Source organism: Chryseolinea sp. H1M3-3 (genome assembly GCF_029360725.1).
Lineage (GTDB): Bacteria > Bacteroidota > Bacteroidia > Cytophagales > Cyclobacteriaceae > Chryseolinea.
In genome coordinates this window covers 350101-363467 of record NZ_JARKMY010000010.1, presented here as the reverse complement: position 1 = coordinate 363467, position 13367 = coordinate 350101, and the positions used below count along the sequence as shown (strand labels likewise).

The window sequence follows — 13367 nt, the reverse complement described above, 5'->3', positions numbered from 1 at the left end:
AATTGCTGAAAAGTCGAACGTCAATATCCATGCTACGAACCCACCTAAAATTTTTCATTCGTGTCTTTTTAAAAGACAAGTTCTTTTCCGTGTTGAATATTCTTGGGCTGGCGCTTGGCATTGCTGTCAGTATTATCCTGTTGCTCATCCTGCAGCATGATCTTACGTATGACAAACATTTTGCAAACCATGAAAGAATCTTCAGGGTGGGAGGGCACCTGAAGGCTACTGGCGTTGAATTTCGCGGTGCCCGATCGGCGCGTGAGTTAGGTGAAATACTCAAAGAAGAATTTCCTGAAATACAGACATTCACACGCGCTAATGCTTGGGACCATGTGCTGGTGAAATACGAACGCAACGGTGAGGATATTGCCTATTATGAAGAAGATGTTGTCCGTGCAGATTCAACCTACTTCCAGGTCTTTAAAAGCGATTTTATCGCGGGTGATCCACAAACATGCCTTGATCTTCTTAATTCCGTAGTTATTTCTGAGTCAACAGCAAAAAGATATTTTGGCGACGAAAATGCTCTCAATAAATCGTTGTTCATTGGTGAAGAGCTTTGGAGGGTTACAGCTGTGATCAAAGATCTTCCTGCCAATACACACCTCAAGTTTGATATTCTGCTGTCTGGATTGCCGCGAACCCGCCCATGGACGCTCGAAGAAGGCGGGCAGATAAGATCCGAAGCTTTTTGGAATCCTGATGTTTACCTGTATGTGTTAATGCCTGAAAATTATGATCCCCAGAATTTTTACGCCAAATTTCCCTCCATCTTCGACAAATACTACAAGTCGTTTGGCGATAAGGTAGGAGGCACATACGCTGCGATACTTCAACCATTAGCAGACATTCATTTTCATTCGGACCTTGAAGGCGATGAGCCTTTAGGTAACATAGCGTACTTATATGCATTTACGGCCATTGGTATTTTTATTATGCTGTTGGCTTGCATTAACTACATGAATCTGTCAACGGCCAAGTCTGCTAAACGTGCAACAGAAATCGCGATGAAGAAAACGCTGGGCTCAGGAAGGGTTTCTCTGATTGTCTCGTTTCTTGGCGAGTCTGTTTTTCTTTCGTTTATGTCGATGCTCGTAGCCTTTGCCATTGTTCAGGTTGTTGTGAATATGTCTTCCTTTAACGAATTGATTGGGCGCAAGCTTACAGCCGATTTTGTGAATAATCCCCTGCTCATTTTTGGTTCGCTTGCTATTACGATAGGCATAGGGTTGCTCTCGGGTTTGTATCCAGCATTTCATCTTCCGTCCATTCCAACGATCAAAGCATTAAAAGGTACTTTTAAGAGCGGCTCATCCGGTCAAGCATTACGAAAGGTTTTGACTACGTTGCAGTTTTCTATTTCCATTTTTGTAGTCGTCTGTACCTTATTCATGCAAGACCAAATTGATTTTATGCGCAATCAGGATCTTGGTTTTAATAAAGAAAATATACTTGTCCTTCCGATCCAGGATACGCTCGTTCAAAACCAGATCACTGCCATCAAACATGAATTGTTGCAAAACCCAAGAATTTCTTCAGCCACCACATCTTATAACGTTATGGGTATGGGCGCTGGCGGACCCGTAATGTGGGCTGAAGGTGAAGATGGTATGAAGCAACAATCCTTCTCAATGATTTCCGTTGGTGATGATTATTTCAAAACAATGGGTATTCAGATCGTAGCCGGACGGGATTTTGAACCGGGCACAAATGGTGATGTCGAAAATATCTTTATTTGCAATGAGGCCACCGCGAAGTTAATGAACTGGGGCGACGACCCCGTGGGGAAAAAAGTGAAGTGGTTTCATGGAGAAACGGAAGGGCGAATAATTGGTATGGTAAAGGACTTCAATTATAGTTCATTGCATAATAAAATTGAACCCCTGCTGATCATCAAAAGGCCCGAAGAAGGTGGCTTTCTTCATTTAAAAGTTTCGAGTGAAAATCTTCCGGAAACGATGGATTACGTTAAGCGTAAATGGACTGGGTACGATCCGAATCATCCGTTCGAATACTTCTTTTTAGATCAGCGCTTTAATGAACAATACAAGGCGGATGAAATACAATATAAGTTGTTATCCAATCTTTCTTATATCTGTATCTTCATTTCCCTTCTTGGATTGTTAGGGCTTTCAGCATTTACGGCAGCGCAACGGACCAAAGAGATCGGTATCCGAAAAGTTCATGGGGCGAGCATCCCGCGAATTATATATCTTCTTTATAAGGATGTGATGTATCTCGTTATTTTCGCTGCTATCCTTGTTATCGCGCCTGCTTATTATGTAATTGATTATTGGATGGCGAACTTTGCATACCAAACTGCCCTTGACTATTCAACTTTCATATGGGTTGCTGTAATGGCATTGGTATTTGCATTTCTTACAGTAGCATTTCATTCATGGAAAACAGCCAGAACTAATCCGGTAGATTCATTGAAGTATGAATAATGCCAAAGATGTATTGGCATTTTAACGATGATGTACCGCAGTTCGGAAAACCGATTTAATCTTTCATGGAATTAAATATGCAGCCTAAACAGATTTCGATCGGTGTCGATTAAGACCAAAAAAAGAGGTGGCGTTCGACACCTCTTAACCAACTATAATTCGGCAATAATTCCAAGCTTGTATGAATAAATCTACGCTTTCCTTTAAGTATTAGGAGAAGCGTAGAAAGTGCTAACTAATTAATGATGTTTGGTTGCCAAGATGGCTTGAAAGACCCTTTGCCTGAATCCAGCTGTTAAGATCTCCAACTTCATTCGACTTCAAAATTTGTTTCGCTTTAAGATACTCTTTGGAAAACAATTGAGGGTCAAAACTTACTTTGCCTAGTATTATTTTATAATAATCCAGATAGGTCATGGCGTAGTATATTTTTTTTTAAAATAAACGTTTCCCGGTTTAAATTAGGAAACCGGGAAACATGATGAACGATGAGACCGGACTAAGCGTCCATTGCTTAACCTACAGTTATTTGTCTTGCAGGCTTAACTTTAGCTTCTTCTTTTTTCGGAACGGTTACATGCAAAATGCCATCGCTATATTTTGCTGTAATTTTTCCTCCTTCGACTTTATTTTCCGGCAGGGAAAAGCTGCGCTGGAATGACTGATAACTGAATTCTTTACGGGTGTATTTTCCATTTTTGTCAACTTCCTCTTTGCTATCTTCCAGCTCGGAAGAAATTACAAGTAGATTATTGTCCAACTCAACTTTAAAGTCATCGCGTTTCATACCGGGAGCAGCCACTTCAATTCGGAAGTCTTCGTTAGTTTCCATCACATTTACAGCTGGAAGAGTTGCCCCTGCCGGTCTCCAGTTGGCGAGCGATGAATTGAACCAGTCATCAGTAAAAAAATCATTTAACAAAGATGGAATGGACGAAAATGAGTTTCCATTTGTTCTTACTAAGTTTTTCATAATTCCTCCTTTTTTAGATTTGTTAAATATATTTTAAGTATTGAAGCCTCGCTAGTTATGGTTACAGATCATTTGAATCCTTATCTTTTTCCTTCAAGCTATGTTGCTTATAAAATTGATTTTTGATTGAATCCATTCTTGACATCATGTCCCTGAAATAGTGATCGTTTAACTCATAACGTTTCATGAAGAAATCGTTATGAAAAAAATCCGGATAGCGAATGGAGTCTTTAAAGAAAAGTGAGTTAAACCGGTTATTAAAGTCCAAAGCGTAGTCTCGTTTAAAAAACTTATCGAAAGAATTCATCAGGCTGTCCATGCGTGTAGTATCACCCTGAATATTCGAATAGTAAGAAGTATAGGTAGAGTCCAGACCGATCACATTGCCTTTATCATCGTAGTGTTTGTTCACTTGAATGCTCACCTTGGGCTCCTTCAAACTATCCTTGGCCATCGTAGTTTCTTTGCCTTTGGGGTTCTGCCCATTTGTTTTTTCATTGCAAGCAGTAACAAGTAATGACACCACCGCCAATAGCAATACCGAAAAAGATTTGAGATTTATAAATGTGAAGGTCTTCCGCCTGGCAGAAAGACCACTTCGTGTAAATCCGCAGTTCATGGTCTTAGTGTTTTGATTTGAAGAACATTTTTCGCTAAACAACAATTATGCAAAACCTTAGGTATCGGTGGTGCGCATCATTTTTACCTATGGAAACTGCCATTTTTATGGCTCAAAAATGTCAGATCGTCGGCTAATAAGAAAAATTTTCAGGGCGCGTCATCACCCCTGAACTGGGAAAAAAATTCAGGAAGTATCAAGCCACGAATTTTTCCAATCTGATATATAACCGCTCTTGTTCACGCAGCTAATTCTGATATAAAAATCACCGGAGCCCTCGCTAACAGCCATGGCCGTACAAAGTTCTCCCTGAATTCTGTTCCATTTCTTCTCCTTTAAAGCGACATATTTTGTTGGGTAAGTAGTCAGGTTCAATTAATTTTTACAATCGTTAACAATTAACCTAAACATTATGAAAAAGACACTCCTATTAATCATGGTCGGGATGTTTCTATTCGGCTCCTGCAGCGAACCAGAATTAAAAGACGTACCAGCGTTAGCAGAAAACCAAAAACCAGCCATTACGATTCCTGATGCGCTGAAGAGCAAAAACAGAGCATCCACAGGACGAATGGAAGAGGATTTGGCAGCGACGCTTAACAGTACATTATTCGCAAAATCAAACTTCAAAATCTCGGAAGTTCATGTATGCATGCTCAACAGTGCAAATGCATCGACTACCGTGACGACCGTTGATAAACAATTTGAAAGTACACTACCCTCGCGGTGGGTCACCAACGATGATCGCCGTAATTGGAACGGCGATGATGACCTGAATGATTTGGATTGGCTTTCTTTTACTCCTTTTTCTGTTGCGAACGGAACCTTCAATGCAACGCCAATTTATCAGGCGATGTATAACAAGTGGGAAACAGGAGGAACGTGTAAAACCTTAAACATCGACCAAACACCTTATGCATCATCGATGGGAAACCCCAGCCTCATCCTTGGCATCGGTGGTCCGCCAGCAGAGCAACCGTTGGCTGATGTGTCGGTTATCGGATTTTTACCGGCGGATATCTTTAATGCTATTTTTGGATCACCCAATGTATTGGGCGTTGCATTCTCCTTTGTGTTTATTAATCCTGAAACTGGTGAACCGATAAAAACGACGAGGGGAAAGGAAGATAAAGCATTTACTGAAGTATGGTTCAATGATGGATTTACTTGGTCCATGGGTGCGGCGCCCGGAAAAATTGATCTGGAGTCGGTGATTTTGCATGAGTTTGGTCACACACTTAACCTTGGACATTTTGGAATTCTTCAGGCCTTTACAACAAATGGTACCACACGATATGTGTATCAGCCAGTAAATACAATGAATGCCTTATACATCGGTGAACGTAGAAATTTTCTGGGGCCAAATGATAAAGGAAATTATTGTGAAGCATGGGGAAGTTGGCCATGGAATTGACTTTCGATTAAATAGATTAAAAGCAGTAGCATTTTAAACTGACCACCTTGACTAAACTAAATGCGCTCCTCTCTCTCATGAGTGGAGCGCATTTTTGTAAGCATCCGGTGAAAAAATTATTTTCCTAAAATTCTGTGTTTCGAATTGCATCAATTGAGTGTTGTCAAGGTAACTTCTTAAGGTTCCCACGCTGTACACGTGCAAGCATAAAAGAATTAAGAGTACTTCCTCAATCGGTGTAGATAAATTTTCTCATTTTTTTCAAGAAATCATGTTTCAGCGCCCTACTGAATGTCCTACCATAGGCATGTTTTTTGGCCTCACTCGTTTAAATGATGATGTATCATTAACCACATAAAATTAAATGTCATGAAAAAAGCTAAAGAAAATAGATCGAACGAGCATGGTGTCGAAACGCCAACGCCACCACAAGTAATGAACCCTTCGGCGCCTCCAGATAAACAGAAAGACAAAATGGGAAAGAGCAATGCTCAGCCGAATAAAAAGGACACTGACAAGAAATCAGGACAACCCTTAGCACCACGAGAGGAGTTATAATAAAGTTCGAAGATTATGATTGACCATAGAATAATAAAGCAGATACTTGACCACACAAGTGTGGAAAGAACAGCCCCTTTCGATGACACGAAGAAAGAATTTTCCGCCGATAGAGAATTTATTTTCTTTCCCTTCTATAAAGAAAATTATTATAGACAGCTAAACCAATTGAATGCAGAACAATATCTGCTGCGACTGCGAATGCTGTACTCGCTGCTCTGGAGAATGAATTAGGTCTTAAAAGAATTCGTCGCTTGTTAAGTAGGAAGTGTTGCCTTGACTGCAATTAAGCACAAAAGGGTTGAAAGTTTTTCTACGCAGCATCGCTGGTCATTTTTTTTCAGAGAGGCTGATCAAAATTTGTTTTATGAGTGATTACAACGGGCTGAACGAATGGCTACCCGTGTGCCCCTTGAAGATAGTGGGTTACAAAATAAACTTGCAGTGATCGTAGAATAGGAAATATAATCCGATGTAGCACGCCTTGTCAGCACCTACCTGAGCGATTCACAGCAAATCATTCACATATTACCTCGCCATTATACATTCAGTGGCAGGCTGTGAAGAATCGTAACCATCGCCGCTGCATAAATTGCAATTGCCAAAATAATTTTTTTATCGACTGTCATACATATTTATTTTAAGCTCCGCCTCATGTTTTGCAAAATCTATGCTTACACAAAGGGCGAGGCGGTATAAATAAAAAATTAAAAATTTAAGCCGTATAAAAGGATTTTTGTCAAATGAAGTTGAATAGATTTGTTGCATTTCGTAGATATTGGGAATAAAAATCTACATCATAAGACATTTACGAATCGGGATTAATAGTAAACAAGCATTTACCTTTCGCGTTCACTACAATAGACTTGTTCATACATTACATTCATCTTTAACTAAACCTCTTTGAAGAATATGAAATACCGGATGCTTGGAAACACAGGAGAAGAATTATCAGCTATTGGACTTGGTTGTATGGGAATGAGCTTTGCCTATGGCCCACGCAACGATGAAGAATCTATCGCCACCCTTCATCGCGCACTCGATCTGGGAATTAATTTTTGGGACACTGCCGATATGTATGGATGGGGACATAATGAAGAATTGATTTCAAGGGTTCTCGTACCCAACCGTGATAAAATATTTATAGCAACAAAATTTGGATTCAGACTTCGTGAAGGTTATTCCAGCAGTTTTGCGGGTACTCCTGCAACATATGTAGACTGTTCACCGGCCTATGTGAAGCTTGCTGTTGATAAAAGTTTGCAGCGCCTGAAGATCGATACGATTGATTTGTACTACGCCCACCGTGTCGATCCCAACATCCCGATTGAAGATACCGTGGGGGCTATGCACGATTTGGTGCAGCAAGGAAAAATACGTTATATCGGATTATCCGAAGCGTCGGGTGTATCTATTCGAAAGGCGCATGCTGTTCATCCGGTTGCCGCATTGCAAACGGAATATTCGTTGCTCACGAGAGATCCGGAGTTCGGGATCCTTGACACGGTCCGGGAACTAGGAATTACTTTCATTCCATACAGCCCGCTAGCCAGAGGGCTGGTCACTGCCACGGTAAGCGCTGCATCTGAATTGCCAACCGATGACTTCCGTCGGACGCTTCCCAGGTTTGATGAAGAACATTGGGCTAACAATAAACAGTTGGTTGACGATTTTGCCGAGATTGCGCGTGATAAAAATTGTACGCCATCGCAGTTAGCGCTTGCCTGGGTATTGGCGCAGGGTCCTGATATGATTCCAATTCCAGGCACTAAAAGGAGGAAATATCTTGAGGAAAATGCAGCAGCCGTCGACATCGTGTTGAGCAAGCCGGACTTGCAGCGCATTGAGGCTGTGGTTAGCAAATATCCAAACGTCGGTCAGCGTTATAGTGAAGGCGCATTAAAGTTGGTGAATAATTAAAATTGCTCGCCCTTCGTGTCGGTGAATAGATGCCCTTTAGCCCGTGCGTTTTTGTTTTGGTAAGGAATTCGTTATCAAAAACTTATGTGTAAAGTTTAAAACGTACGGGCCATTTGCTTTTAAAAAAATGTCGGTCACTTCACCACTGCCAGGCCTGCTTTCACAACCTCAGCATCTTGGCCCGACTGCATGCCGGACACACCAATGCCACCGATAATTTTTCCGTTCGCATAGATAGGCTCACCACCTTCTAAAGGCAACGCCCCAGGGATTGATAGTACACGGAGTCCTGCCCCACCGCCCGCAACAGCGTCCTCAAGAACTTTTGTGGTTCTCTTAAAATTATTCGCTGTCTTCGCCTTTGCGATTGCTATATCTATAGAAGCAACTTGAGTGTTATCTATTCTTTCAAAAGCCACCAGGTTTCCCCCGATATCAACAATAGCAATTGCGACCGGCCATTGCTTACTTTTCGCGAATGCTTCGGCAGCACTTAAAATTTTTCTGGCATTTTCTAAAGTTATCGATTCACCATACATCGGTACAGGAGGTGCTGTGGAAGGTTGATTTTGTGCCATAGTGCAAACAGAGATCAGGGTTAGAATAAGAACGAGTTTGATTTTCATATCCATTTTTTTAAGGCTACCATTTATTTATAAATCGTTTATAAGTCGCGTGACCACCATTATTGATCACCTGTTCCGATAGGCAAATCCCTTCTTGACCATTCACTCCATGAGCCTACATACAAATTTGCTCCCTTGATTCCGGCTTCTTCCAAGGCCAACAACGTATGACATGCCGTTACACCCGATCCGCAATGGACAATCACATTTTTTGGATCACGTTTGTCCAAAGCTTCCTTGTACAGTTCAGCAAGCTGTTCGTCACTGCGGAATGTTCCATCCTCCGACAAATTATTAAGGTAAGGAATATTAATAGCACCAGGAATATGTCCTGCAACCAAGTCAATGGGTTCGCGTTCTCCCCGGTATCGGTATGCCTCCCGTACGTCGATGACCAGCGAATCAGGGTCGGCAGCAGCGGCACCAACATCATCTATGGTTACCGTTGGAAGGTTCCATGCATTCGCCGGGTAGGGAGATGCACGTTTAGCCTCAGGCTTTTTTTCTGTCATCGGCAGTCCGGCGCGAACCAGGGCATCCAGGCCACCGTTGACTACTTGAACTCTCTCATGGCCAAGTGCCCGCAGCATCCACCAGAAACGCGCCGCAGCATTGGCGCCACTTTTGTCATCGTATGCAATGACGCGGGTTGAAGGCGTGATCCCCAAGTTGCCGAGCAATGCCACAAAACTTTTTATTGGTGGCAATGGGTGTCTGCCACCATATGCAGGGTCTTTCGGTTTTTCGGAAAGATCACGTTCGAGGTCGACATGAAAGGCACCTTCCAAATGACTTTGAAGATAACGTGAGTATGCATCAGGGCCACTGCGTGCATCAATGATTATCGTGTCGTTTTTGGATGGAATGTCTTGCGTATTTATTAGCGGTGCTATCATGGACGTAATAAAAATAGTAAAGGGAAGATAAACGATTTAGTTTAAAAAAACCCGACAGTTTATCAAAAGGGTAACAAATTAAGCCTTAAACAATCTCAATCGATCTCAAGATTTTTTGGTCGATGTGGTGATTCACTAAAACTGCCTTGCTTAATAGTTGTTATCACCATCACGAGATGAGGTCGGAGCGATGCGGCGAACTAAATAAGTCAGAGGGTCTCTGAGTATTCATGAAGAGTTTTTAGATTACGCCATGTAATCGAAGACTGTATTATGTTCATTGTCGACCTTAAGTATATCGTCCCTTTAGAGCAAATTGATGCTCACATGAATGATCATGTAAAGTTTTTGCGAAAGTATTATAAACAAAATGTCTTTGTCGCATCAGGGCGCAAGGTGCCACGCACCGGCGGAATTATACTCGCACTAGGAGATTCAATGGACGAGATACAGCAAATTATCAGTGAAGATCCTTTTTACGTTCATAAACTTGCAGCGTTCACCATCACGGAGTTTATGACCTCCCAGCATCATCCGGCGTTGAAAGACCTTTTAAAAAGTTGAACTGTGGATGTCTAAGGTGTTAGATGCTACTCTCTGGGGAGGCCTTGCCTCATCATTCACTATTTTTTAACATAAATGGTTGACTACCGACAGGGCATAAACTTTGCACTTGATGTAAAAAACGAATAATTATTTATGGGAAATAAATCACAGAACGCGATCAGTATTGTTACTGGAATGTTATTGATATACCTTGTGGCCGCCAGTTTGCCGATGGTTTTTGCTATCGTGTTTTGGCTTTTCCTTTTGACAACGGCTGGGCTGATATGGATGGTGATTACTGTTTTAAAAGACACAACCAATCTTAGCGGAAGAACCTTCGATGAGTATTTTTATGAGGATGCAGAGTACCGAAATAACGAGTAATGAAATTATCTTTTAGATTATTTATGTCTCCGTTTTTTGCCTGATAGCCTGCCCGAATCGTCTTTCATTACGATCAGCACAACACCATTTTTTCCTTTGTCACCGTAAATATAAAGCGAAGACGGATCTTTGATGACACTGATGTATTGAATGCTTTCAGTATTGATCTTCTCAAATTCTTCTTTGGTAATAATCTTTGCGATTTTTTTATAAGAACGCACATACAATTGATCTGATTCAAGGACACTGCTTTCCAAAGTCGTTGGATCAGAAGTGACAACCGATGGATCATCCTGCGCCACTGCCAGCAAACAAGTGCCGACCCAAACACTAACCATCAATAAATACTTCATAAAGGGGGGTTATAGACTAAAGCTAAGGTAATTCTTCTAAGAATCAAATATCTTTGAAGTTTTCATGTTTACTTTCCCAATAAGGAATTGATATTTTGCATAAGCCATTGGGATGAAATGTTCAATAAAGTTCATCCTGGGAAAGTGCGTCTTTGCAAAACATGGTCTCGTTCTCATACTTAAATCCCATTGCAAGTCAGCAACGGATCCTGCTCTTAGGCGCCATTGAGCGTAAGATTTTACAAGGAGAAACGTGAGAGGAGATTTGAAAATGTTAGAAAAAGTAATTCATTCTTTAATAGAACTTTATGACTTGACTTCCGTCCAGGTAGTACCATTCCATTCCCATGTATCATTGATGTCTACTGGCCATTTTGATCTCCCACCAAACAGTACAGCCTTATCCCGTTTTCGATCATACGCCATATACCCCATCATCCGTGGCGACGGGCCATGCGTTGCAAGTTTTTGCCAGGCAATGCCATCCCATCCCCAGGTGTCTGCCAGGATAGCTGAACCGGAGGTGCCTCCGAATATTAAAAATAGTCCCCTCTTTGTATCGTAAGTATAACCCATCGCCATTCTGGCGGATGGCCCCTCCGTTGCCACTTTAATCCAGCTTTCTCCGTCATATTCCCAGGTGTCTCCAAATATTTTATCGGGTGTGTCACCCATCCCGCCAAACAAAACAGTCTTTTTACGCTTTGTGTCATACACCATCGCGAAAGCCATTCGAGGGTCAGGATTTTTTATATTCTTTTTTATCCATGATTGCCGATCCCACTCCCATGTATCAGAATTGATTTTTTCGCGGGAAAAGCTTCCTCCAAAAGCAACGAATTTATCGCGTAAAATGTCGTAGATAAAACCGCCGTCGGTAGTTGCTGTTGCTGAATCATTCATGAGCGTTACCCATTTGTCGCCGCGGAGGATTCTTAGATCAGACAATGATTGATTGTTAGAAAATCCGCCCATGGAGACAATGTGGTTAGTCAAAGGGTCATAGGCAAGCGATAATCCGCTCCGTTTATCACCATACAATCCATCTTGAGTCCACCTTGTTCTCTCAAAACTCCATACATCATTATAAAAAATAAAATCGCTTCCACCATGCTCCGGGGTGCTACCGCCAATCATGAAAACTTTTTGTTCTTTCTCATGATAGATCATGGCGTGATGTGCCCGCTTTGGCGGGGTAGTCGTAACATCAACGGTGTAGAAAGAAAGAAAAATGAAACAGGTTGCAAGCAATGCGATTCGTTGGTAGATTTTTGAGTTCATAGAAAAGAAGAATCGAAACTACACGAAACGCTAAACATAAGGATCACCCTATTGGTAGTAAATTGCGTTAACCGTTAAGCATCTATCCTGTGGATAAAAAAATATACCCCAGGCGTTTGCAAGGGGTATACAATAAATTGAAAAAAACTTAAGCTACACGTTCTGTATTAATCGCTCTCCGGTAAAAACGTATTGATCCCACTTAGGAATAGGGTGGAACTGTGCTCCTTGCACGTCACGAAACAGACGCTCCAATAAATTTTTCCTATAAAAGCTTTGTCCGCCAGTAGCCTCCATTGCCTGCTGAACTGTTTCAATACAGGCTGATGCAACATTTGTTTTGAGACTTACAATGTCAACTGTTATGGCTGAAGATGGTTTGAAGTCAATGTCATTGGTAAGTTTTGTCATGGCTTCCCACTGTACGCGGGCACTCAAAAAAGTGTTGTTCATTTTGCCGATAATGTAAGGAAGATGGGGCTGTTGACGTTGATATTTTTTGCCAATTGAAAGTGCCAACTCCTTCGCTTTTTCTGCGATACCAACATAAGCCGACATGATCAGTGGCATGGCTACAGTGAGAACAATATCCCACACAGGATGATATCCGTTTCTTGGCCGGGCCAGCACTATCGCTGTTTCCGGAATCAGCACCTGATCAAATACAATAGTTTGGGAGCCCGTGGCACGCATTCCCATCGTGTCCCAATCATCTAAGACAGACACACCTTTTGCCTTTAAGGGCACTGCAAAATGTAACACCTGCCAACCATTTTCTGGATGTAAATGGGGTGCGCTCGTAACAGCCAAGTCGCCTGCTATCGACTGGCTGGCGAAATGCTTTTTACCGGACAGCAGATAGCCGTCATCTGTTTTTATCATCTCACCATTGGAGTCCAGCCAATCCCGTGCACCTGTGCTGACAAGTACCAACTGATCTTTTGCAACTTTTTGAAGCATGGCCACTGCTTCGCCTTTGTGCTTGTATCTCCATACCGCCGCAGCGACAAGGTGCTGATGCATGGAAAATGCGAGCGCAGTAGACCCACAATACTTCGCCATGATGCGAATGATATCACACATTTCAGAATGGCTCGCTCCACCGCCGCCGAGTTCTTCGGGAATGGCCGCTGAGAAATATTTATGCTTTTTTAATTCGTCGTAGTTCTGAAAAACGAACTTACCATCTTTATCGTGCTGCTCAGCGCGTGCCTCAAAAGATTTACCAAGTTCGTGCGTTAGTTCCTTCCAATTTGTTAGGGTTTGTGTCATGGTTTCCATATCATTTTTTTTATCATAGAGAGATCACAAATATTCACCATCCTTAGAAAATATGATGTGCTCTAA

15 protein-coding genes are annotated in these 13367 nt (G+C 41.9%); 7 read left to right on the top strand and 8 right to left on the bottom strand.

Annotation, left to right across the window (positions count from 1 at the left end; all coding sequences use genetic code 11):
* Window positions 1-29: 29 nt before the first annotated feature.
* Complete coding sequence (locus P2W71_RS18455; protein WP_276372792.1) at window positions 30-2450, top strand: ABC transporter permease; 2421 nt, start codon at window positions 30-32, stop codon at window positions 2448-2450.
* Window positions 2451-2681: 231 nt separating this feature from the next.
* Here the strand turns inward: P2W71_RS18455 and P2W71_RS18450 are convergent, their stop codons facing one another.
* The 3 genes from P2W71_RS18450 to P2W71_RS18440 form a co-directional block, all read right to left on the bottom strand.
* A complete protein-coding gene (locus tag P2W71_RS18450) occupies window positions 2682-2867 on the bottom strand; it encodes a hypothetical protein (protein ID WP_276372791.1) in 186 nt (61 codons plus the stop codon).
* A 97-nt stretch (window positions 2868-2964) separates the two neighbouring features.
* The gene (locus tag P2W71_RS18445; RefSeq protein WP_276372790.1) at window positions 2965-3423 is read right to left on the bottom strand and encodes an Hsp20/alpha crystallin family protein; all 459 of its coding nucleotides are present in this window, start codon (window positions 3421-3423) and stop codon (window positions 2965-2967) included.
* Window positions 3424-3484: 61 nt separating this feature from the next.
* Window positions 3485-4042 carry a hypothetical protein gene (locus P2W71_RS18440; RefSeq protein ID WP_276372789.1) on the bottom strand — a complete coding sequence of 186 codons (558 nt, stop codon included), beginning with the start codon at window positions 4040-4042 and terminating at the stop codon, window positions 3485-3487.
* Between the two features lie 412 nt (window positions 4043-4454).
* Between P2W71_RS18440 and P2W71_RS18435 the strand changes: the two genes are divergently transcribed.
* The 4 genes from P2W71_RS18435 to P2W71_RS18420 all read left to right on the top strand — a co-directional run bounded on the left by P2W71_RS18435 (window position 4455) and on the right by P2W71_RS18420 (window position 7934).
* Window positions 4455-5456, top strand: coding sequence for a hypothetical protein (locus P2W71_RS18435; protein ID WP_276372788.1), 1002 nt, complete (start codon window positions 4455-4457; stop codon window positions 5454-5456).
* A 369-nt stretch (window positions 5457-5825) separates the two neighbouring features.
* On the top strand, window positions 5826-6014 hold the full coding sequence (locus P2W71_RS18430) for a hypothetical protein (protein ID WP_276372787.1): 189 nt from the start codon (window positions 5826-5828) through the stop codon (window positions 6012-6014).
* A 60-nt stretch (window positions 6015-6074) separates the two neighbouring features.
* On the top strand, window positions 6075-6248 hold the full coding sequence (locus P2W71_RS18425; RefSeq protein WP_276372786.1) for a hypothetical protein: 174 nt from the start codon (window positions 6075-6077) through the stop codon (window positions 6246-6248).
* 678 nt (window positions 6249-6926) lie between these two features.
* Complete coding sequence (locus P2W71_RS18420; RefSeq protein ID WP_276373341.1) at window positions 6927-7934, top strand: aldo/keto reductase; 1008 nt, start codon at window positions 6927-6929, stop codon at window positions 7932-7934.
* 134 nt (window positions 7935-8068) lie between these two features.
* On the opposite strand, the gene P2W71_RS18415 is transcribed toward P2W71_RS18420, so the two are convergent.
* On the bottom strand, window positions 8069-8560 hold the full coding sequence (locus P2W71_RS18415; protein WP_276372785.1) for a heme-binding protein: 492 nt from the start codon (window positions 8558-8560) through the stop codon (window positions 8069-8071).
* A gap of 59 nt (window positions 8561-8619) precedes the next feature.
* Window positions 8620-9456, bottom strand: coding sequence for a sulfurtransferase (locus tag P2W71_RS18410; protein WP_276372784.1), 837 nt, complete (start codon window positions 9454-9456; stop codon window positions 8620-8622).
* A 273-nt stretch (window positions 9457-9729) separates the two neighbouring features.
* Here P2W71_RS18410 and P2W71_RS18405 point away from each other — a divergent pair, with 273 nt between their 5' ends.
* Both P2W71_RS18405 and P2W71_RS18400 read left to right on the top strand, forming a co-directional pair.
* Window positions 9730-10020 (top strand): YciI family protein, encoded by a 291-nt coding sequence (locus tag P2W71_RS18405; RefSeq protein ID WP_276372783.1) that lies wholly within the window; start codon window positions 9730-9732, stop codon window positions 10018-10020.
* A gap of 135 nt (window positions 10021-10155) precedes the next feature.
* The gene (locus tag P2W71_RS18400) at window positions 10156-10386 is read left to right on the top strand and encodes a hypothetical protein (protein WP_276372782.1); all 231 of its coding nucleotides are present in this window, start codon (window positions 10156-10158) and stop codon (window positions 10384-10386) included.
* A gap of 17 nt (window positions 10387-10403) precedes the next feature.
* Here the strand turns inward: P2W71_RS18400 and P2W71_RS18395 are convergent, their stop codons facing one another.
* The 3 genes from P2W71_RS18395 to P2W71_RS18385 all read right to left on the bottom strand — a co-directional run bounded on the left by P2W71_RS18395 (window position 10404) and on the right by P2W71_RS18385 (window position 13301).
* Window positions 10404-10739: a hypothetical protein gene (locus P2W71_RS18395; protein ID WP_276372781.1), complete on the bottom strand. Its 336-nt coding sequence runs from the start codon at window positions 10737-10739 to the stop codon at window positions 10404-10406.
* Window positions 10740-11045: 306 nt separating this feature from the next.
* A complete protein-coding gene (locus P2W71_RS18390; RefSeq protein WP_276372780.1) occupies window positions 11046-12020 on the bottom strand; it encodes a hypothetical protein in 975 nt (324 codons plus the stop codon).
* 153 nt (window positions 12021-12173) lie between these two features.
* Window positions 12174-13301 (bottom strand): acyl-CoA dehydrogenase family protein, encoded by a 1128-nt coding sequence (locus P2W71_RS18385; RefSeq protein WP_276372779.1) that lies wholly within the window; start codon window positions 13299-13301, stop codon window positions 12174-12176.
* Window positions 13302-13367: the final 66 nt, after the last annotated feature.